Genomic DNA, 20,068 nt, shown 5'->3' with positions numbered 1-20,068 from the left:
GTGTGAGCGCTCTGCGTCGGCACCGGGCGGGCATCGCCTCCGGTGTCGCCCTGGCGATCACCACCGCCGCGGTCGTCGTCTACGCCGTGACCGCCGACGGGTACAAGTCGCACGAGGCCGAGCTCAACGACGGCGGCGTCTGGGTCGTCAACGGCAAGCTGGGCTGGTCGGGCCGGCTCAACAAGCCGATCAACCAGCTCGACGGCGTGGTGCCCGGCGACAACGGCAAGGCTCGCCTCGACGTGGTGCAGGACGGCGCCGCGGTCGTCACCCTCGATGCCGGCACCAGCCGCGGGCAGGTGATCGAGACCAGCAGGCTGGAGGCCCAGGACGGTGGCTCGGCCGCCGTGCCCGCGTCGGGCGACGTCGCGATGGCGGGCGGCACGCTGGCCACGGTCGACGCCGAGACCGGCGAGGTGTGGGCCGTGCGCTACGACGACCACCTGGGCAAGCCCGTGGTGAGCGCCGTCGACCGGCAGGCCGAGCCGGTGGCCGAGGCCGGGGAGGGCGCCGCCCTCGCGGTGAGCCAGGCCGGCACGGTGGTGGTGACCTCGACCGACGAGGGCACCCTCACGACGCTGTCGCCCTCCGACGCGACCTTCCGCGAGCCGCGCACCACCGACCTCCCCGGCGATGCCGGCCAGGTCTCCGACGTCACCACGGTGGGCGAGCGCGTCGTCACCCTCGACGCCGAGGCGGGCGTGCTGGGCGTCGTCGGCGGCGCCACCGTCTCCGTCCCGCCGGGCAGCCGGCTCCAGCAGGCCGGTCCGGCCCACGACGCCGTGCTGGTGGGAGCGCCCGAGGGACTGCTGAGCGTCGACCTCGACTCCGGCGACGTCACGACCGTCTCGGACCGGTCGGGGACGCCGGTCGAGCCGGTCCGCCTCGGTGCGTGCGTCTACGGCGCCTGGTCCGGCGGCCTCGGCGCCGTCGCGGTCCAGTGCGGCTCCACCGAGGTCGAGGAGAACAACCTCGGCGGCAACGCCACCAGCCTGGCGTTCCGGGTCAACCGGGGCGAGATCGTGCTCAACGACGCCAACAGCGGCACGGTGTGGGACGTCCAGCAGGACAAGCCGATCCGCATCGACAACTGGGAGGCGTTCACCTCCAAGAAGAAGAACAAGGACGACGACGAGGAGAACGAGAACCAGGCCGAGGCCGACCGGCGCCCGCCCCGCGCCAAGCCGGACTCCTACGGCGTCCGCGCCGGGCGCACCACCGTGCTGCACCCGCTCGACAACGACTCCGCTCCCGAGGGGCGCCTGCTGAGCATCGTCGACGTCGACCAGCCGTCCGGCGGCGCGCGCGTCGAGATCAGCCCCGACGGCCAGACCCTCGTGCTGCAGATGCCCGAGGACGCCCGGCCGGCGCGGTTCGACTACTTCATCGACGACGGCCGCAACGGCCTGTCCGCGCACGCAACCGTCGACATCGAGGTGCGCGGCGAGCAGCAGAACGAGCCGCCGGCCGTCCGCACGGGGTGGAAGAAGCCGACCTACAAGGTCCCGCACGGCGGCGAGCTCGCGGTGCCCGTCCTCGCCGACTGGCGTGACGACCGCGACGGCGACACGCTGCTCCTCGACTCCGCCCAGGCGGTCGGCGGGGAGCAGTCCGGGGCGGCCGCGCGCACCACGGCCGACGGGCGGATCCGGTTCACCGCCCCGACCGGCGCCGCCGACGGCCAGCAGCTGGTGCGGGTGGAGTTCGCGGTCACCGACGGCCGCTCCGCCCCGGTCAAGAAGTCGATGAGCTTCCAGGTGCAGGCGCCGAAGGACCAGAAGGCCTACGCGCCGCAGGCCGAGCCCGACGTCGTGCGCGGCGAGGTCGGCAAGCAGATCAAGATCCGCCCGCTGCTCAACGACCTGCCCGGCTCCGACCCCAACGCCCCCGACGCCGAGCTGTCGCTGGGCGGCAAGGTGCCGCAGCAGCCCAACGCCAAGATCGTCTCCGACCTCGAGTCCGGCCAGCTGACGTTCACCGGCGAGCGCGCCGGCACCTACTTCCTCAGCTACGACGCCGGCTTCGGCAACGCCCCCCTCGACCAGGGCACCATCCGCGTCGACGTGAGGGCGCGTCCCAAGCGCTCGGCCGACCCGGTGGCGATGCCCGACACCCTGACCGTCTACGGCCAGGCCCCCGGCATCGTCGACGTGCTGGCCAACGACCTCGACCCGGGCGGCGGCCTGCTCGTGGTGCAGCGCGCCGCCGCGGACCGGGCCGACCAGCTCGACGTGGCGATCATCGACGGCCGCTGGCTGCGCATCTCCGCGACCGGTCCCGACCTGGCGCCGGCGACGCAGACCGTCTCCTACACGATCAGCAACGGCGCCAGCTCGGGCGTGCGCGGCGAGGTGGTCGTCACCCAGCGACCCGCCCCGGCCGACAACACCCCGATCACCGTCACCGACCGGGTCGTGGTGCGCGCGGGCGCGGGCGTCGCGGTGCCGGTGCTCGACAACGACGTCTCGCCGGCCGGCGACCGCCTGACGCTGCTCAACGACCTCTCCAGCACCGACACCCCCGGCCGGCTCCCCGTCGTCGCGCCCATCGACGTGACCGGCGACGTGGGCCGGGCGTTCGTGTCGGGCCGGGTCGTGCGCTACGTCGCGCCGGAGCAGGTCGCGGAGCGCGACACCTACTCCGTCACCTACGTGGCGCAGAACCTCGAGGGCAAGCGCGCCGAGGGCGTGCTCAAGGTGACCGTCGTGCCGGCCGACGACCCCAACGACGCACCGGAGCCGCCGACGCTCGAGGGGCGGGTGGTCTCCGGCGACGTGGTAAAGGTGCGGGTGCCCGGCGTCGGGGTCGACCGCAACGGCGACCCGGTCACGGTCACCGGCATCACGTCCGCCCCGCGGCTGGGGCGGATCGAGGCCATCGGTGGCAACTTCCTGGAGTACCAGGCCTACCCCCGCACCGTGGGCACCGACGAGTTCACCTACTCCGTCGTGGACTCCCAGGGCGCGTTCGCGACCGGCACGGTCCGGGTGGCCGTCGTCGAGCCCGGCCAGCCCCAGCCGCCGCTCGCCGTCGAGGACCGGCTCACCGTCGAGCCCGGCCGCACGGCCACCTTCGACCCCCTGGCCAACGACTTCATCGCGTCGGGCGACTCCGTCGAGGTCGAGATCCTCGACGGCCCCGCCGGGGCGCGCCTCGACCCCGAGACCAACCTGGTGACGGTCCCCGCCCCCGGGTCGGTGGCCGCGCCGCCGACCGTGCTCGTCTACCGGGTCACCAACGGCATCGACGAGTCGCGCGCGACGATGACCCTGACCACCGCCGACGACTACGACAACCCGCCGGTCGTCTACGACGCGTTCGGGCGTGCCGACGACAGCGAGAGCGTCGTGGTCGACGTCCTCGAGGGCGCCTACGACCCCGACGGGTCGGTCGACGACCTCGAGCTCGTCGACGTCTCTGGCGACCCCTCGGCCCGGGTGGTCGACGGGGTGCAGGTGCGCGCCGACCGGGGAGCGGCCCCCAAGGTGCTGCCCTTCGAGGTGCGCGACGCCGACGGCGCCACCGCCGCTGCGTCCGTCTACATCCCGCCCACCGGCGACGGCCTGCCCTACGTCAAGAACGGCGCGCTCATCGAGCTCGACCCGGGCGAGAGCACGACGGGCAAGATCTCCGACTACATAGCGGCACCCGACGGCAGGCAGGTGCGCCTCGCCTCCGGCCGCCGCTCCTGGTCCGCCTCGCCCGCCGCGCTCACCGTCGGGCCCGACGGCGACAACCGCTTCACCCTCTCGGCGCCGGCCGGCTTCCGCGGTCCCGGATCGGTCCTCGTGGAGGTCACGACCGCCGCCGACGCCAGCGGGAACGAGGACACCGCCACGACCGAGGACGGGGTGACCGCGGTGCTGTCCATCCCGGTGCTCGTCGGCGACGACACCCCCTCGCTCGAGTGCCCCACCACCGTGATCCCGATGTCGGCCGGGCAGCGCTACGACCTCGACATCGCGAGCTACTGCAAGGTCTTCACCGTCGACCCGCGCGACGCCGCGTCGCTGGAGTTCAGCGCGGAGTGGAGCCAGGGCCTCGACGGCGTGGAGGCCGGCAGCCCGCAGGGGTCGGTCGTCGCGGTCACCGCCTCGCAGGCCGCCACCGAGGGTGGCCAGGCGGTGCTGGCCGTGCGCGCCGGTGAGAGCAACGTCCAGGAGGTGCGCTTCCGGCTGGCGCAGGCGCCGCCGCCGCGGCTGCTGCCGATCCGGGTCGAGACGATGGAGGCGGGCCAGACCCGCACCTACGACATCGCCGCCTACCTCGAGGGGGGCGTGGCCGACCCCGACCCGACGATCGTCTCCGTGCAGAACACCGGCACCCCGGGCGTACGCGCGTCCGTCAGCGGCAGCCGGCTCACGCTCACCGCCGCCAAGGACACCCGCGGCGCGGAGGCCAGCTTCCGCCTCGTGGTCAGCGACGTCTCCGCAGGGGACCCGCCTTCCTCCCGCGTGGCGGAGGGCCGCATCCAGTTCGAGGTCGTCGGCGTCCCCCAGGCACCCGGCGAGCCGCGGCCCTACACCCTGTCGGAGGAGGTCGGCACCATCAAGATGGGATGGGCCCCTCCGGGCGACGACGGCGGAGCGCCGATCCTCTACTACTGGGTGCGCGAGGAGAAGACCGGCGCCCGGCAGCGCTGCGACACCAACGAGTGCGTCTTCCGCAAGCTCAAGAGCGGCGGCAACTACAGCTTCCGCGCCCAGGCGGTGAACCGCGTGGGGCCGAGCGAGTGGAGCGGCCTGTCGCGCTCGGCGCGGGCCGACACCCAGCCCGGCCGGGTCCAGGACATCCGGATGGTGAGCCGCGGCGACGGGCAGATCACCATCGCGTGGGACAAGCCCTCCACCGACACCTCCCGGATCCTCGACTACACGATCACCTGGCGCGGTGGCCAGGCCGTCGTGCCGGGCAGCTCGACGAGCTACCCCGCGTCCGGGCTCGACAACAACCAGCGCTACGAGTTCACCGTCAAGGCACAGAACAAGGTCGGCTACTCGCTGCCGCGCACGTCGGGGGAGATGCAGCCGCTCGGCACGCCGGCCGCGCCCGCCGCCCCGTCCGTCGCCGACCTCGAGGCGGGCGCCAACCAGACCAACATCCGCATCTCGTGGCCGGCGGTGCTCCCCGAGGGCCCCGGCCCGACCATCTACACGGTGAACTACTCCAACGGCCAGAGCTCCGGCGCCGTCCCCGGCTGCCAGCGGACGGCGTCGCTCACCTGCACGCACACCGGCGTGCCCTACGACGGCCTCACCTACACCTACACCGTCGTCGCCAGCAACCAGCCGGGCGACCAGCCCGGCAAGCGCTCGCAGCCCAGCGCCGGCACGTCGATCCTGGCCGTCGGCCGTCCGGCGGCGTGGGGCTCCTTCCAGGCGGCCGCTACAGGGGCGAGCCAGGAGGTCCAGCTGCAGTACACCGTGCCGGACTCGCGCGGCAGCGCCAGCAAGGTCGAGATCCTCGTCGCCGGGGGGGTCGCTCGGACGTTCAACCAGCAGACGGGCGCGGTCACCACCCGTGTCCAGGTGCCGAGCAACGAGCAGCCCTATCCGGTGCAGCTGCGGGTGTGCAACGAGGACGCTCCGGCCGGGTGCACCTTGAGTGCTCAGCAGAACGTCCAGGCATTCGGTCCCCTCGACGGAATGCTGAACGAGATCGGCGCACCGACGATCGACGGCCGGAATGTCACGTGGACCATCTCGGGCACCAGCAACGGGGATCCGGCACAGCTGGCGATCCGCATCAACGGGGGTCCGGCCCAGGTCGTGAACCTCGGCGGCGTGGGTGCGTTCAGCCAGCCGTTCAGCCACACCACTAGTGACTTCGACGAGGTGGTGCGGATCGACGTGACCCTGCAGGACGCCAACCCGTCCACGCGCGGCTCGTCCTCGAGAGGGAGGGTCGACCGGAGTGGACCGCCGCCACCGCCGTCTGTCGTCGTGGCGAAGGGTGCCGCATGCGACGACGACGACTCCACTGTGCAGGACTGCCGCCAGTTCAGCTGGCAGCCGGACTGCGTCGAAGCATCGTGCGCCTTCGTCCAGCTTCGCATCTCGGGGCTTCGACAGGGTGACTCGATCTCCTGCAGGGTCGACAACGCAGGCGATCCCGGCTGGTGGGACGAGAACCGGTCGTGGAACTTCACCAAGGACGGCGACTGGCAGATCGCGTACTACTACCGCACGGGCGTCACGACGGCGCTGTGCTCGTGGCGTGGGCAGGACTTCCTGGCCGCTCCGGCCAACTGGTGACAAGGAGAGTGTGTACAAGATGACGATCAGCCACGAACAGGCCGAGTGGTTCAAGTCGACCTTCGACCAGCTCACCGACAACATGGAGAAGGCCGTCCTCGGCAAGCGCCACGTCGTCCGGCTGGCGTTGACCTGCCTGCTCTCCGAGGGGCACATCCTGCTCGAGGACTTCCCGGGCACCGGCAAGACCATGCTGGCGCGCGCCCTGGCCAACACCGTGCAGGGCAGCCACGCCCGCATCCAGTTCACGCCCGACCTGCTGCCCTCCGACGTCATCGGCGTCACGGTCTACGACCAGCACAAGGGCACCTTCGAGTTCCACCCGGGGCCGATCTTCCACACGATCGTGCTGGCCGACGAGATCAACCGGGCCTCGCCCAAGACCCAGTCGGCGCTCCTCGAGGTGATGGAGGAGGGCCGCGTCACCGTCGACGGCGTCGCCCACCCGGTCGGCAGGCCGTTCCTGGTGATCGCCACCCAGAACCCGATCGAGCAGGCCGGCACCTACCGCCTGCCCGAGGCCCAGCTCGACCGCTTCCTGATGAAGACCTCGGTCGGCTACCCCGACCGCCAGGCGACCGTCGAGCTGCTCAACAACGCCGCCGTCCGCGACCGCGCCGCCCTCGTCACCCCGGTGATCACCGCCGCCACGATCGCTCAGATGAGCGGCCTGGCCGACAAGGTCTACGTCGACCCCGCAGTCGTGGGCTACGTGGCCGAGCTCGCCGAGGAGTCGCGCCGCCAGCCGCACGTCAAGCTCGGCCTGTCCCCCCGCGGGTGCCTGGCGTTCGTGCGGGTCGCCAAGACGTGGGCCGCCGCCGACGGTCGCGACCACGTGGTCCCCGACGACATCAAGGACCTGGCCGAGCCGGTGCTCTCGCACCGCCTGCTGCTCGACGCCGAGGCGCAGTTCAGCGGCGTCGACGTGCAGACGGTCATCTCGCGCCTGCTCGACGCCGTGGCCCCGCCGACCGACCGCGTGGGGGTCTGAGCCCTCGATGAGGCAGCGGTTGAACGACGTGCTCGGGGTCCTCAAGCCGATCGGCTGGCTGGTCCTCGGCCTGGGCCTGGGTGCGCTCCTGGTGGCCACCTTCACGCAGTGGCGTGAGCTGGCGGTCCTCGGCGCGGGCTGCCTGCTGCTCGTCGTGCTCGCGCTGCCGTTCCTCCTGGGGCGCACGTCGGTGTCGGTCGACCTCCGGCTCCAGCCCGAGCGCGTCGCCGCGGGGGAGTCGGTGGCGGCGGGTGTCCTGGTGGTCAACCGGGCGTCCACCCGGCTGGTCCCGACCACCCTCGAGGTCCCGGTCGGGTCGGCGGTGCACCGCTACGGCATCCGCTCGCTGGCCCCCGGCGCCACCCACGAGGAGTCGTTCACGATCCGCACCGAGCGCCGTGGGGTGATCGCGGTCGGCCCGGCGATGACCCGGCGCGGCGACCCGATCGGCATCTTCTCCCGCGACGTCGTCTGGACGCCGGTGCGCGAGGTGCTGGTGCGTCCGCCGCTGGTGCCGATGGAGTCGCTCGGCGCCGGCCTGCTGCGCGACCTGGAGGGCGTCTCCACCGACGCGGTCAGCCAGAGCGACCTCGCCTTCCACGCCCTGCGCGAGTACGTCCCCGGCGACGACCTGCGCCACATCCACTGGCGCTCGTCGGCGAAGGTGATGGCCTCGACCGGCGAGTCGGCCCTGCTCGTGCGGCAGTACCTCGACACCCGGCGCAGCCACGCCACGATCGTCGTCGACGACCGGCTCGACTCCTGGTCGGACCCGGACGACTTCGAGACCGCGATGACCGTCGCGGCGTCCATCGCCGTGCGGGCCGTGCTCGACGAGTTCGACGTCTCGTTCGTGTGCGGCAGCCACGCCTCGTCGGGGTCCGACGGCCACCTCGCCCTCGACGCCGTGTGCCGGGCGGACTTCGGCGAGCGCGGCATCGTGGAGTCGGGACGGCAGGCCAGCATGCTGGCGCCCGACACCAGCCTCGCGTTCTTCGTCGGCGGCAGCGAGTCGCCGTTCACCGACCTGCTGCGCGCCTCCGCCGCCTTCCCGCCGGAGGTGCGCCGCTTCGCCATCGTGATCGACCCCCGGGGCAACAGCCGCGTGACCGAGACCCTCGGCCTGCCCGTGCTGCACCTCGCCGCCAAGGAGGACCTCGGCGGCCTGCTGAGGTGGAGCGTGCGATGAGGCGCGACAGCACCACGACCGGCAGCCGCACCCGCGTACGGCCCCACGCACTCGTGCCCGACCTGCACGGGTGGGTCGACATCGCCTTCACGCTCGCGCTCGCGGCGGTGGCGCTGCTCGCGTTCGGCACCTCCTTCACCGGCTCGACCTACCTCGTCCTCGGCATGCTCGGCGCCGTCGTCGCCGTCGTCGTGACCCACCTGACCCGGGCCGCCGGCTGGCCCGTCGTGTCGTCCGTCGTGATCTGCCTCGTGCTGTTCTTCGTGCTGGGCGGGCCGCTGGCCCTGCGCTCCCTCGGCGACACCTACACACTGCCGGGGCCCACGACCCTGGCCCGGGTCGCCGACCAGGCGGTCTTCGGGTGGAAGGACCTGCTGACCACGCTCCCGCCGGTCGACGGCGACGGCCCGCTGCTGGTGCTGGCGTGGCTGTCCGGGATGGTCGCCGGCCTGGTCGGCCTCGCCCTCGCGCAGCGCCGGCCCCGGCGAGCCTGGGTGGCCGCGCTGCTGCCCGTCGCGGGGATGACCGTGGTGCTCGCCGCCGTGATCCTGCTCGGCGTGCGCCGCCCCCAGTCCCTGCTGCTGCAGGGCTCCGTCTTCACCGCGCTCGCCCTCGCCTGGCTCGCGCTCCGCGCCCGCCGCGCGAGCGCGACCGTCCACGGCGGCACGACGTCGTACGTCCGCGGCGTCGGCGCGGTGGTGATGCTCGCGCTCGCGGCGGCGCTCGCGCAGCCGGTCAGCGCGATCATCGTCGGTGACGACTCCCGGCGCGCGGTCGCCCGCAACTGGGTCGAGCCGCCCTTCGACATCGGCCGCTACCCCTCGCCGCTCGCCGGCTTCCGCAAGTACGTCGACCTCAAGGGCCGCGTCGACCCCGCCAACGTCTACGACAAGACGCTGCTCGACATCGAGGGCGTCCCCGCCGGCACACGGGTGCGGTTCGCCGCGATGGACCGCTACGACGGGATGGTGTGGGGCGCCACCGACGACGCACTGCCCGGCCCGGGCGACGACTCCTTCCAGCGGGTCTCCTCCACCATCGACAACCCCGTCGAGGGCGAGCCGGTCGACGCCACCGTGACCCTGGGGGAGGGGTGGACGGGGGTGTGGCTGCCCACGGTCGGTGCGCTGCGCTCGGTGGAGTTCGAGACGGGCGACGCACGCGCCACGGCCGAGGTGTTCCGCTACAACCTGGCCACCTCGACCGCGGTGGTCCCCACGGGACTGCAGAGCGGCGACCGCTACTCCTTCACCGCGGTCCAGCCCGACGACGAGCTCACCGAGGAGACCGTGGGGTCGGCCGAGGTGTCCCCGCTGCCGGCGGGCGCGGCGTTCATCCAGGGGCCGAGCGAGAAGTGGACCGAGGGTGCCGGCGGCGACCCGATGGACCGGGTGCTCGCCGCGGCCGAGCACCTGCGCACCGAGGGCAGGTACTCCGACGGCATCGGCCGCACCGAGCGCATCTACGTGGCCGGCCACAGCGCCTGGCGGCTCTCCGACGAGTTCGTCAACGCCCCGCAGATCGTCGGCAACGACGAGCAGTACGCCGCCACCATGGCGCTGATCGCCAACGACATCGGCGTGCCGGCGCGGGTCGTGCTCGGTGCGGTCGTGCCCGACGGTGGCCGGGTGACCGGCAGGGACGTCTCTGCCTGGGTCGAGCTGCGCGCCGCCGACGGGTCCTGGCGCACGCTGCCCACCGAGGCGTTCATGTCGACCACCCCTCCGGCCGACCAGCTGCCCGAGACCAACACGCCGATGTCCGGCACCGTCATCCCGCCGCCGAACCCGATCCCGCCGCCGTCCGACGCCGGCGAGCAGAGCGACGCCGACCTCAAGGAGCGCAAGGCCACCCGCAAGAAGAAGGCCGAGGAGGACGAGGACGCCCTCATCCCCGGCCTGCCCGCCTGGGTCGGATGGGTGGTGACCTACGTCGGGCTGCCGCTGCTCGCGATCGCCCTGCTGCTCGCCGCCGTGGTCGGGCTGAAGGCGCTGCGCCGGCACCGCCGCCGCAGTGCGGCCTCGCCCTCGGCCCGGTTCGTGGGTGCCTGGCGTGAGCTGGTCGACCACGCCCGCGACCTGGGCCAGCCGGTCCCGCTGGGGCCGACGGTCACCCGTCGCGAGCAGTCGGCCGGCATCGTGTCCGCGCAGGCGGCGGCCCTGGCCCGCCGGGCCGACGGCTTCGTCTTCGGCCCGAGCGTGCCCGAGGTGGGGGCGGCGACGACCTACTGGGAGTCCGTCGACGCCGAGCGTCGCGCCATGTCGCACGAGGTGGGCCGGTGGCAGCGGCTGCGCGCCGCGGTCAGCCTCCGCTCGCTGCAGCCCACGACGTCGTCGCCCGCGCGCGCCGACGACGAGGGGCTCGCGGCGGGTCCGGCCCCCGCGTCCGGGCGTGTCCCGTCGTTCGCCCGGCGGGTGCGCGGCCTCGCTGATTGGCGTTCTCGCCGGACGCCTGACTAAACTGGTGCGTCGGCCCAACGTGGGCTGTGTTCGTGGCGCCTCGCGGCTGCCCAGGATCTCGTGTGATCGTCGCTGACGCTCGCGCGTGCTCCGGGAAGAGGCTCCCCCGGACCGCCTCACGAGGTCCACCGGCCACCTGCTCGCAGGTGCCGGGCGGTTCCCGGGCCACGGTAGACAACGAGACAACAGATTGTGGAGGACATGCCGAAGAAAGAAGGCGTGATCGAGATCGAGGGCACCGTCGTGGAGGCCCTTCCCAATGCCATGTTCCGCGTGGAGCTGGCCAACGGGCACAAGGTGCTCGCCCACATCAGCGGCAAGATGCGCCAGCACTACATCCGGATCCTCCCCGAGGACCGGGTCGTGGTGGAGCTCTCGCCCTACGACCTCACCCGGGGTCGGATCGTCTACCGCTACAAGTAAGTGATCGAGCCTGCGAGACCACCGATCTGCGCAGGTGCCAGCCGAGTAGCAAGGATTCGTTGACATGAAGGTCAACCCGAGCGTCAAGCCCATCTGTGACAAGTGCAAGGTCATCCGCCGTCACGGCCGGGTCATGGTCATCTGCGAGAACCCGCGTCACAAGCAGCGCCAGGGGTGAGCGACCTCGCCCCGATCCGGCGGAGCCGGAGCGGGACGAGCAGCGCGAGCCGCGCAGCCGCTTGCGGCAAGCGGGCCTGAACCCGAAACCCCAGCAGATCGACCGCAGCACCTGACAACTGAAACACCACACAACGTGATCGCTAGGTCGGGCACCACCCGACTGAAGTCACCTCCGGAGCACTGGCCGGAGCCCACCCGAGGCGGGATGGGACGCGACACGACCAGAAACCACTGCGAGAACAGACAAGGAACCGCCACATGGCACGCCTCGTTGGTGTCGACCTCCCGCGCGACAAGCGCATCGAGATCGCGCTCACCTACATCTACGGCATCGGCCGTACCCGCGCCCAGCAGATCCTGGCCGCCACCGGCGTCGACCCGAACGCCCGGGTCCACACGCTCGGTGACGAGGAGCTGGTCAAGCTTCGCGATGAGATCGAAGCCAACTTCAAGATCGAGGGTGACCTCCGCCGTGAGGTCCAGGCGGACATCCGCCGCAAGATCGAGATCGGCAGCTACCAGGGTCGCCGCCACCGCATGGGCCTCCCGGTCCGCGGTCAGCGCACCAAGACCAACGCGCGCACCCGCAAGGGCCCCAAGCGCACCGTCGCCGGCAAGAAGAAGGCGAAGTGATCTGCTCCCCTCACCGGGCGCAGCGCTGATCACTTCAGTCCCCACGCAAGCTTCAAGACCAGACCTCATCAGGAGTTAGTGAATGCCTCCCAAGAGCCGCGCGACCAAGGTCCGCCGCAAGGAGAAGAAGAACGTCGCTCAGGGCGAAGCCCACATCAAGAGCACGTTCAACAACACCATCGTCACGATCACCGACCCGACCGGTGCGGTGATCTCGTGGGCCTCTGCCGGCACCGTCGGCTTCAAGGGCTCGCGCAAGTCGACCCCCTTCGCCGCCCAGATGGCTGCCGAGGCCGCGGGCCGTCGCGCCATGGACCACGGCATGAAGAAGATCGACGTCTTCGTCAAGGGCCCGGGCTCGGGTCGTGAGACCGCCATCCGGTCGCTGGGTGCCATCGGCCTCGAGGTCGGCACCATCCAGGACGTCACGCCCACCCCGCACAACGGATGCCGGCCGCCCAAGCGCCGCCGCGTCTGAGCCCGAGACTGAGAAAGAGAGACTGACACATGGCCCGCTACACCGGTCCCATGACCCGCAAGTCGCGCCGTCTCGGTGTCGACCTCGTCGGCGGCGACGCTGCCTTCGAGAAGCGTCCCTACGCCCCCGGCCAGCACGGCCGCGGTCGCATCAAGGAGTCCGAGTACCTCCTGCAGCTGCGTGAGAAGCAGAAGGCTCGCTTCACCTACGGCGTGATGGAGAAGCAGTTCGTCCGCTACTACAAGGAGGCCAGCCGTCGCCAGGGCAAGACCGGCGACAACCTCCTGCAGCTCCTCGAGTGCCGCCTCGACAACGTGGTCTACCGCGCCGGCTTCGCCCGGACGCGCCGCCAGGCCCGCCAGCTCGTCGTGCACGGCCACTTCCTGGTCAACGGCAAGAAGGTCGACATCCCGTCCTTCCAGGTCACCGACCACGACATCATCGACGTGCGCGAGAAGTCGCTCGAGCTGACCCCGCTGATCGTCGCCCGCGAGACCCACGGCGAGCGCGTCGTCCCCGCCTGGATGGAGGTCATCCCGTCGCGGATGCGCATCCTCGTGCACCAGGTCCCGGTCCGCGCGCAGATCGACGTTCCGGTCCAGGAGCAGCTGATCGTGGAGTTCTACTCCAAGAAGTGATCCACCGCCGGTGGCCGCCTCCGGGCGGCCGCCGGCGCAGCTCGTCCCATTCCTTCTTCTCCGCCAACCTCATCAGGTTCGGATCCGTCAAATAGTGGGTGGATCCGGAAAGGAAAAACTCCGTGCTTATTGCTCAGCGCCCGACCCTCACGGAAGAGACCGTCGACGAGTTCCGCTCGCGTTTCGTCATCGAGCCCCTCGAGCCCGGCTTCGGCTACACCCTTGGCAACTCGCTTCGTCGTACGCTCCTCAGCTCCATCCCGGGTGCCTCGGTCACCAGCATCAAGGTCGACTCCGTCCTCCACGAGTTCTCGACGATCGAGGGCGTCACCGAGGACATGACCGAGATCATCCTCAACCTCAAGGGCATCGTCGTCTCCTCCGAGCACGACGAGCCGGTCGTGATGTACCTGCGCAAGTCCGGTGCCGGTGACGTCACCGCCGCCGACATCACCCCGCCCGCCGGTGTGGAGGTGCACAACCCCGAGCTCAAGATCGCCACGCTGTCCGACAAGGGCAAGCTGGAGATGGAGCTCGTGGTCGAGCGCGGGCGCGGCTACGTCTCCGCCGTGCAGAACAAGGGCGCCGACAACGAGATCGGCCGCATGCCGGTCGACTCGATCTACAGCCCGGTCCTCAAGGTGACCTACAAGGTCGAGGCCACCCGTGTCGAGCAGCGCACCGACTTCGACAAGCTCGTCATCGACGTCGAGACCAAGCCGTCGATCCGTCCCCGCGACGCGATCGCCTCGGCCGGCAAGACGCTGGTGGAGCTCTTCGGCCTGGCCCGCGAGCTCAACGTCGAGGCCGAGGGCATCGACATCGGCCCGTCGCCCGTCGACGAGCAGCTCGCCGCCGACCTGGCCCTGCCGGTCGAGGACCTGCAGCTCACGGTCCGCAGCTACAACTGCCTCAAGCGCGAGGGCATCCACACCGTGGGTGAGCTCATCTCCCGCTCGGAGCAGGACCTGCTCGACATCCGCAACTTCGGCGCGAAGTCGATCGACGAGGTGAAGGCCAAGCTCGTCGAGATGGGTCTCTCGCTCAAGGACAGCGCGCCCGGCTTCGACCCGCACGCCGCCCTCGCCGCCTACGGCGACGACGACGACGACGCGTTCATCGAGGACGAGCAGCTCTGACCTGCGGCCCCGGGGCTCCCGGGGCCACCCCACCAAACCGACCGGCGTGCGCCGGTCGTCTACCCGGGTACCTGACACGGCCCGAGAGAAGGAAGGCACCACATGCCCAAGCCCAAGAAGGGTCCCCGCCTCGGCGGCAGCCCGGCCCACCAGCGCCTCATGCTCTCCAACCTGGCGACCGCCCTGTTCGAGCACGGCCGGATCACCACCACCGAGACCCGCGCGCGCCTGCTGCGCCCGGTCGCGGAGAAGCTGATCACCAAGGCCAAGCGGGGCGACCTGCACAACCGGCGTGAGGTCCTCAAGACCGTCCGCGACAAGTCGGTCGTGCACACCCTGTTCACCGAGATCGCGCCGACCTTCGCCGAGCGTCCCGGTGGCTACACCCGGATCACCAAGATCGGCCCCCGCAAGGGCGACAACGCCCCCATGGCGGTCATCGAGCTGGTGACCGAGGCCTACAGCCCCAAGGCTCCCTCGACCAAGAAGACCGAGGCTGCTGCCGCGCCGGCGCCCGCCGCCGACGCCGCTCCTGCCGAGGTCAAGGCCGAGGACGTCGACGGCCAGACCGAGGTCGTGGAGACCGAGGCTGCCGACACCGAGACCGCCGAGGCGCAGGCCCAGGGCGACGGTGCCGAGGTCGAGGCCCCGGCCGACGACGCCAAGGCCTGATCCACCGCTCCACCGCGAGGCCCGCCACCCCACCGGGGTGGCGGGCCTCGCGCGTTCTCCGGGTCGGGGGAGTCAGAGGCGGGCGAGGACCTCGGCGGCGTCGAGGCTGCGCGGGGGGCCGCCGGTGGCGACCAGGTGCCGCGTCGCCGCGACGACCGACTCGTTGACGGGGGTCGGCAGGCCGATGAGTCGTCCCTGGAGCACGATCTCGCCGGCGAGGTAGTCGATCTCCGAGTCCCCGGTGCCGCGCGCGAGGCTCTGCCAGGTGGACCCGCCGCGGCGCTCGATGTCGGGCCGGCGCTGCAGGATCGTCCCGCGCCGCTCCCGGTCCTCCTCGGCGGGGGTGACGGTGAGCCCGGCCGCCTCGAGGACGCGCTCGCCCTCCGCCTGTGCCCGCTCGGCGAGCTCGTCGGCCACCTCGCCCTCGGCGAACGACGCGTCGACGCCGTTGCCGAGGTTCATCACCAGCTTGCGGCGCTTCCTGGCCATGATGTCGTCGCGCTCCGCCGAGTCGATCCGGGCGGCGCGGAGGTCGGCGGCCACGCCGGCCGTCGTGGCGTCGGTGCCGCCGGGGAAGCGGCCGATGTCGAGGATCGCCGGGGTCGGGTGGCACGACGCGACCACGACGCCGGGCTCGAGGTGGGTGGCGGGCAGCATCACGCAGATCGCGTACGTCCGGGCGAACAGTCGCAGGGCGGCGGTCTCGGTCGCGACGCCGTTGGTCGCGCAGACGACCGGGACGTCCTCGGGTGCGTGGGCGCGCAGGTCGGCGAGCGCGGTCGCGGCCTGGTGCGACTTCACCGCCAGCAGCACGACCGTGTCGTCGGTCCACACGACGTCGGCGGCCGTGTCGGTGGCCGGGGCGTCGACGCGATGGCGGCCGTCTCCGGCGTCCAGGACGAGCCCGTCGCGTCGGATCGCCGCCAGGTGCTCTCCCCGGGCCACCAATGTGACGTCACGCCCGGCCAGGTGGAGGTAGGCCCCGACGACCCCGCCGACGGCGCCCGCGCCGTACACCACGTATCGCATGCCACGACCCTACGGAGGCCCGTCACGGCGTCAGCGGGGGGACCGCCACCCGGGATCGCGACCGACGAAGCCCATCAGCTGGTCGACGACGGGTGCGTCGTCGGCCACCGGGACTGCGGGACCGTACTGGCCGGAGTCGCGCAGGAGCTGCTCGATCGGCCGCATCCCCGCCAGCAGGCGCGCGGCGAAGTCCTCGTCGAGCCGGGCCTCCTGGCCGCTCGCGCGGGCGAGGTCCCACGAGTGCATGAAGACGTCGGCGGTGTAGAACTGGTCGGTCGCGTCGGCGAGCCGGTGGCTGCCGGCCCGGGGGTGGGCGAAGGGCTCGTCGCCATGCTCGTCGAGCAGCGACTGGACGGCCGCGGCGTGGTGCTGCCACGCGGCGACCGGGTCGTCGGCGACCGAGGGGCCGGCGGGCAGCTCGACGCCGCCGCCGGCCAGGAAGTGGGGGAACCACTCCACGAGGTGGCCCACGACGTCGCGGGCGGTCCAGCCGTCCACGGGCGCGGGCGCGGACCAGTCGGAGGTCTGCGCCACCAGCCGGCCGAAGCCGTCGGCGACCGCGGCGTGGCGCCCACCCGGGGCGTCGGGGAGTGCCATCAGAGCGCGCCCTCGGCGAGCATCCGGTCGATGGCGGCGTAGCCGTCGTTGACGCCGACCTCCATGCCGCTGCGCAGCCAGCCGTCGCGGGCCTCGAAGGAGTCGCACAGGCTGAGCGCGTGCAGCCGGGTGCGTCCGTCGCCGAGGTCCTCGAAGGTCACCGTCTCGAGGGAGACCTCGTCGGGCATCCCGTCCCAGGTGAACGTCTGCACGATCCGGTCCTCGCGCACGGTGTGGAAGCACCCGCGGAACGAGGTCTCGAACTCCTCGCGGCCGTCGCTGCCGCGCGCGGTGTAGCTCCAGCCGCCGCCGTCGCGGGCGTCCCAGTGGGTGATGTCGGCACCGACGCCGTCGGGGCCGATCCACTGCGCGTAGAGGACGGGGTCGGTGTGCGCGCGGAACAGCTGGGCGGGGGTGGCGTCGAAGTCGCGCCAGACGTGGATGGCGGGCACCTCGCTGTCGGGCTCGATGGCGGCCTCGGGGTAGCGGGTGGAGGCGTCGGTCTGCGTGCTGGTCATGATGCGGTTCCTTCCTGCGGGGTGGCGGTGGTGCCGGGTGCGGAGCCGTCGTCGTCCTGCATGCGGGCGAGCACGGCGTCGAGGCGCGAGAAGCGCTCCTCGGCCCGGCGTCGGTAGCGCTCGATCCACTTCGTCATGAGGTCGAACACCTCGGCTTCCAGGTGCACGGGACGTCGCTGCGCCTCCCGGGTCCGCGTCACCAGGCCGGCGTCCTCGAGCACCTTCACGTGCTTGGAGACGGCCTGCAGGCTCACGTCGTAGGGCGCGGCCAGGTCGTTGACGGTGTGGTCGCCCTCGGTGAGGCGGGCCACCATGTCACGGCGGGTCGGGTCGGCCAGCGCGGCGAAGACCCGGGAGAGCTGGTCGGTCACGAGCACCTTCCTCAACTGATTGGTTGAATAGAACGTACGGCGCGCGGCCGGGCTTGTCAACCAGGTGGTTGAACAAAGGTGGCCGCGCCAGCCGGCCGGAGGGCGGCGCCTAGGATCGCTCCCGTGCGCCTGCGGATCGACTGTGCCTACGACGGGGCGGAGTTCTCCGGCTGGGCGGCCCAGCCCGGGCGACGTACGGTCCAGGGCACCCTCGAGGCCGCCCTCGCCACGGCGCTGCGGGTGCCGCAGGTGCGGGTGACGGTGGCCGGGCGCACCGATGCGGGTGTGCACGCGCGCGGGCAGGTGGCGCACGTCGACGTCGACCCCGGCGTGCTGGCCGCCTCGGCAGGACGCTCGAGCGACCCGCCGCCGGCCGCCCTCGCCCGCCGCGTCGACGGCATCCTGCCGCCCGACCTGCGCGTGCGCCGGATCAGCGAGGCGCCCGCCGGCTTCGACGCGCGGTTCTCCGCGATCTGGCGCCGCTACGCCTACCGCATCGCCGACGCACGGGAGCTCGCTGATCCGCTGGTGCGCGGCCACGTCCTGGAGTGGGGCCGGCGCCTCGACCTCGACGCGATGAACGAGGCCTCCCGACCGCTGGTCGGGCTCCACGACTTCGCCTCCTTCTGCAAGCAGCGCGAGGGGGCGACCACGGTGCGCACGCTGCTCGACCTCGACTGGTGCCGCGACCGGGCCGGCCTGGTGGTCGGCACCGTGCGCGCCGACGCGTTCTGCCACAACATGGTGCGCGCCCTGGTCGGCTGCCTGATCGCGGTCGGGGAGGGGCGCACGCCGACCGGCTGGCCGGCCGAGGTGATGGCCGGGCGCCGCCGCGACCAGAGCGTACGCGTGGTGCACGCCCACGGCCTCACGCTGGAGGAGGTCGGCTACCCCGACGACGACGAGCTGGCCGCCCAGGCCGAGCGAGCCCGAGCCCGACGAGAGGCGATCGATGCCTGAGCACTACTTCTCCGCCGACCCCAGCGTCCCCTTCGAGCGGGAGAGCTTCACCGCCGAGCTGTGGGGCCGCACCCTCACCTTCGACACCGGGTCGGGGGTGTTCAGCAAGGGTCACCTCGACCACGCGACGGCCGTGCTCTTCAAGGAACTCGAGCCGCCGGTGCAGGGGCAGTTCCTCGACCTGGGCTGCGGCTACGGCGTCATCGGGCTGGCGATCGCCAGGGCGGTGCCGCTGGCCAACGTGACCGGCGTCGACGTCAACGAGCGGGCCCTGCTGCTGGCCAACGACAACGCGCGGGCCGCCGGCCTCGACTCCCGCTTCGTCGCCTGCCTGCCCGAGCAGGTGCCGGGCAACCAGGTCTTCGACGAGATCTGGTCCAACCCCCCGATCCGCATCGGCAAGGAGGCCCTGCACGAGCTGCTGCTGACCTGGCTGCCGCGCCTGGCCCCGGGCGGTCGGATGGTGATGGTGGTGGGCAAGAACCTCGGCGCCGACTCGCTCCAGCGGTGGCTCACCGAGCGCGGCTGGCCGACCGAGCGGCTGGCCAGCAGCAAGGGGTTCCGGGTGCTGGAGACGCGGCGCGGCTAGGGCGTCGCGTCGAGGAACATCCGCAGCCGCGTCCGGGTGCTGTCGGGGTCCTGCGGCAGCTCGCCGTTGACCGCGCGGCACACCCAGCCCAGGCGCATCGCCAGCGCGGCCGCGTCGCGTAGGTCGTCCGCGGCCATGTCGTACGCCGCCTCGTAGGGACCGAGGTAGGCCGCCAGGTGGGGCTCGAGGTCCTCGGAGTCCGCCTCGTCGTCGACGCCCCACGCGATGACCCCCTCCAGCGTCACCGACAGCGTGAAGAACGGGTGCGAGACGCAGGCGTCACCCCAGTCGAGCACCTGGTGCACGCCGGCGCCGAGGAACACCTGGCCGTCGTGGAGGTCGTCGTGCTGCACGGTCTCGCGGATGCCGAAGGCCGCCAGCCGGTCGCACAGCGCGGCGATCTCCGAGGCGTCCGGGAGCCGCGGGTCGGCACCCTCGAGCCGGGCGAGCAGGTCGGCGTACGCCGCGGGCAGCGTGTGGAGCCGGCGGTCGGGCAGGCCGAGGGCGAGCAGGGTGTCGACCTCGTCCTCGCACGCGAGCTGGACCCGGGCGTAGGCCTCGAGCACGTCGTGCCAGCGGTCGAGGGTGCGCTCGCGCGGCACGACCTCGCGCAGCCGGGGGCCTGCGTCGGCCAGCAGCATCCAGCCCGTGCCGGGATCGGTCGCGAGCGGGGCCGGGACCCGGCCCCGGGATCGCGCGGCGACCACGCCGGTGACCGCGGCCTCGTGCCGCATGGTGTCGTCGTTGGCCTTGAACCACACCTGCCCGAGGCGGGTGGTGACCCGCAGGACCGTCGACCAGTCGGTGACGTGGGTCTGCTCGATGCCCACGACCGGGGCGTCGAGCTGCTCGCGGATCCAGGCGTGGGCGGCGTCGAGGAAGGCGGGGTCGCGCCACCTGTCCTCGAGCTCGGCCACCATGGCGCGATTTCACCGCGTCCGGGCGACG

18 protein-coding genes are annotated in these 20,068 nt (G+C 72.2%); 13 read left to right on the top strand and 5 right to left on the bottom strand.

Annotation, left to right across the window (positions count from 1 at the left end):
- Window positions 1-2 precede the first annotated feature (2 nt).
- The 11 genes from AC4H2S_RS13445 to rplQ all read left to right on the top strand — a co-directional run bounded on the left by AC4H2S_RS13445 (window position 3) and on the right by rplQ (window position 15,056).
- Window positions 3-6,254, top strand: a complete 6,252-nt coding sequence (locus AC4H2S_RS13445; protein WP_491497492.1) for an Ig-like domain-containing protein — start codon at window positions 3-5, stop codon at window positions 6,252-6,254.
- A 19-nt stretch (window positions 6,255-6,273) separates the two neighbouring features.
- A complete protein-coding gene (locus AC4H2S_RS13440) occupies window positions 6,274-7,245 on the top strand; it encodes an AAA family ATPase (RefSeq protein ID WP_491497491.1) in 972 nt (323 codons plus the stop codon).
- A 7-nt stretch (window positions 7,246-7,252) separates the two neighbouring features.
- Window positions 7,253-8,434 carry a DUF58 domain-containing protein gene (locus AC4H2S_RS13435; RefSeq protein WP_491497490.1) on the top strand — a complete coding sequence of 394 codons (1,182 nt, stop codon included), beginning with the start codon at window positions 7,253-7,255 and terminating at the stop codon, window positions 8,432-8,434.
- The gene (locus AC4H2S_RS13430; RefSeq protein ID WP_491497489.1) at window positions 8,431-10,893 is read left to right on the top strand and encodes a transglutaminase-like domain-containing protein; all 2,463 of its coding nucleotides are present in this window, start codon (window positions 8,431-8,433) and stop codon (window positions 10,891-10,893) included. Before AC4H2S_RS13435 ends, AC4H2S_RS13430 begins: the two co-directional genes overlap by 4 nt.
- A gap of 201 nt (window positions 10,894-11,094) precedes the next feature.
- On the top strand, window positions 11,095-11,316 hold the full coding sequence (gene infA, locus AC4H2S_RS13425; RefSeq protein ID WP_056599768.1) for a translation initiation factor IF-1: 222 nt from the start codon (window positions 11,095-11,097) through the stop codon (window positions 11,314-11,316).
- A gap of 64 nt (window positions 11,317-11,380) precedes the next feature.
- The gene (gene rpmJ, locus AC4H2S_RS13420; protein ID WP_004008316.1) at window positions 11,381-11,494 is read left to right on the top strand and encodes a 50S ribosomal protein L36; all 114 of its coding nucleotides are present in this window, start codon (window positions 11,381-11,383) and stop codon (window positions 11,492-11,494) included.
- Window positions 11,495-11,754: 260 nt separating this feature from the next.
- Window positions 11,755-12,129 (top strand): 30S ribosomal protein S13, encoded by a 375-nt coding sequence (gene rpsM / locus AC4H2S_RS13415; RefSeq protein ID WP_491497488.1) that lies wholly within the window; start codon window positions 11,755-11,757, stop codon window positions 12,127-12,129.
- A gap of 82 nt (window positions 12,130-12,211) precedes the next feature.
- Entirely contained in the window at window positions 12,212-12,607 is a 396-nt protein-coding gene (gene rpsK / locus AC4H2S_RS13410; protein ID WP_056906616.1) for a 30S ribosomal protein S11, read from the top strand.
- A 29-nt stretch (window positions 12,608-12,636) separates the two neighbouring features.
- The gene (gene rpsD, locus AC4H2S_RS13405) at window positions 12,637-13,245 is read left to right on the top strand and encodes a 30S ribosomal protein S4 (protein WP_491497487.1); all 609 of its coding nucleotides are present in this window, start codon (window positions 12,637-12,639) and stop codon (window positions 13,243-13,245) included.
- Window positions 13,246-13,367: 122 nt separating this feature from the next.
- The gene (locus AC4H2S_RS13400) at window positions 13,368-14,384 is read left to right on the top strand and encodes a DNA-directed RNA polymerase subunit alpha (RefSeq protein WP_056599781.1); all 1,017 of its coding nucleotides are present in this window, start codon (window positions 13,368-13,370) and stop codon (window positions 14,382-14,384) included.
- Between the two features lie 102 nt (window positions 14,385-14,486).
- Window positions 14,487-15,056, top strand: coding sequence for a 50S ribosomal protein L17 (gene rplQ, locus AC4H2S_RS13395; RefSeq protein ID WP_491497486.1), 570 nt, complete (start codon window positions 14,487-14,489; stop codon window positions 15,054-15,056).
- A 72-nt stretch (window positions 15,057-15,128) separates the two neighbouring features.
- Here rplQ and AC4H2S_RS13390 read toward each other — a convergent pair whose 3' ends face one another.
- From AC4H2S_RS13390 to AC4H2S_RS13375, 4 genes are read right to left on the bottom strand one after another with little or no spacing between them, the layout of a single operon-like run.
- On the bottom strand, window positions 15,129-16,085 hold the full coding sequence (locus AC4H2S_RS13390) for a ketopantoate reductase family protein (protein WP_491497485.1): 957 nt from the start codon (window positions 16,083-16,085) through the stop codon (window positions 15,129-15,131).
- 30 nt (window positions 16,086-16,115) lie between these two features.
- Window positions 16,116-16,682, bottom strand: a complete 567-nt coding sequence (locus tag AC4H2S_RS13385) for a maleylpyruvate isomerase family mycothiol-dependent enzyme (RefSeq protein ID WP_491497484.1) — start codon at window positions 16,680-16,682, stop codon at window positions 16,116-16,118.
- The gene (locus AC4H2S_RS13380) at window positions 16,682-17,200 is read right to left on the bottom strand and encodes an SRPBCC domain-containing protein (protein ID WP_491497483.1); all 519 of its coding nucleotides are present in this window, start codon (window positions 17,198-17,200) and stop codon (window positions 16,682-16,684) included. The genes AC4H2S_RS13385 and AC4H2S_RS13380 overlap by 1 nt, the downstream gene beginning before the upstream one ends.
- Window positions 17,197-17,571, bottom strand: a complete 375-nt coding sequence (locus tag AC4H2S_RS13375; RefSeq protein WP_491497482.1) for an ArsR/SmtB family transcription factor — start codon at window positions 17,569-17,571, stop codon at window positions 17,197-17,199. The genes AC4H2S_RS13380 and AC4H2S_RS13375 overlap by 4 nt, the downstream gene beginning before the upstream one ends.
- Before the next feature lie 123 nt (window positions 17,572-17,694).
- On the opposite strand from AC4H2S_RS13375, the gene truA reads away from it, so the two are divergent.
- Both truA and AC4H2S_RS13365 read left to right on the top strand, forming a co-directional pair.
- A complete protein-coding gene (gene truA, locus AC4H2S_RS13370) occupies window positions 17,695-18,531 on the top strand; it encodes a tRNA pseudouridine(38-40) synthase TruA (protein WP_491497481.1) in 837 nt (278 codons plus the stop codon).
- Complete coding sequence (locus tag AC4H2S_RS13365) at window positions 18,524-19,120, top strand: class I SAM-dependent methyltransferase (protein ID WP_491497480.1); 597 nt, start codon at window positions 18,524-18,526, stop codon at window positions 19,118-19,120. The genes truA and AC4H2S_RS13365 overlap by 8 nt, the downstream gene beginning before the upstream one ends.
- Here the strand turns inward: AC4H2S_RS13365 and AC4H2S_RS13360 are convergent.
- Window positions 19,117-20,040, bottom strand: coding sequence for an aminoglycoside phosphotransferase family protein (locus AC4H2S_RS13360; protein WP_491497479.1), 924 nt, complete (start codon window positions 20,038-20,040; stop codon window positions 19,117-19,119). The genes AC4H2S_RS13365 and AC4H2S_RS13360 overlap by 4 nt on opposite strands.
- Window positions 20,041-20,068: the final 28 nt, after the last annotated feature.

This window comes from Nocardioides sp. Z13_37 (assembly GCF_058355585.1).
The sequence above is the reverse complement of the archived record's forward strand: the minus strand, read 5'-3'. Positions and strand labels throughout refer to the sequence as shown.

Coding starts and splice junctions, on each gene's coding strand:
- AC4H2S_RS13435 (WP_491497490.1), top strand. CDS start 7,253: ATGAGGCAGCGGTTGAACGACGTGCTCGGGGTCCTCAAGCCGATCGGC.
- AC4H2S_RS13360 (WP_491497479.1), bottom strand. CDS start 20,040: ATGGTGGCCGAGCTCGAGGACAGGTGGCGCGACCCCGCCTTCCTCGAC.
- rpsM (WP_491497488.1), top strand. CDS start 11,755: ATGGCACGCCTCGTTGGTGTCGACCTCCCGCGCGACAAGCGCATCGAG.
- rpsK (WP_056906616.1), top strand. CDS start 12,212: ATGCCTCCCAAGAGCCGCGCGACCAAGGTCCGCCGCAAGGAGAAGAAG.
- rplQ (WP_491497486.1), top strand. CDS start 14,487: ATGCCCAAGCCCAAGAAGGGTCCCCGCCTCGGCGGCAGCCCGGCCCAC.
- AC4H2S_RS13390 (WP_491497485.1), bottom strand. CDS start 16,085: ATGCGATACGTGGTGTACGGCGCGGGCGCCGTCGGCGGGGTCGTCGGG.
- AC4H2S_RS13385 (WP_491497484.1), bottom strand. CDS start 16,682: ATGGCACTCCCCGACGCCCCGGGTGGGCGCCACGCCGCGGTCGCCGAC.
- AC4H2S_RS13430 (WP_491497489.1), top strand. CDS start 8,431: ATGAGGCGCGACAGCACCACGACCGGCAGCCGCACCCGCGTACGGCCC.
- AC4H2S_RS13365 (WP_491497480.1), top strand. CDS start 18,524: ATGCCTGAGCACTACTTCTCCGCCGACCCCAGCGTCCCCTTCGAGCGG.
- AC4H2S_RS13380 (WP_491497483.1), bottom strand. CDS start 17,200: ATGACCAGCACGCAGACCGACGCCTCCACCCGCTACCCCGAGGCCGCC.
- rpmJ (WP_004008316.1), top strand. CDS start 11,381: ATGAAGGTCAACCCGAGCGTCAAGCCCATCTGTGACAAGTGCAAGGTC.
- AC4H2S_RS13440 (WP_491497491.1), top strand. CDS start 6,274: ATGACGATCAGCCACGAACAGGCCGAGTGGTTCAAGTCGACCTTCGAC.
- rpsD (WP_491497487.1), top strand. CDS start 12,637: ATGGCCCGCTACACCGGTCCCATGACCCGCAAGTCGCGCCGTCTCGGT.
- infA (WP_056599768.1), top strand. CDS start 11,095: ATGCCGAAGAAAGAAGGCGTGATCGAGATCGAGGGCACCGTCGTGGAG.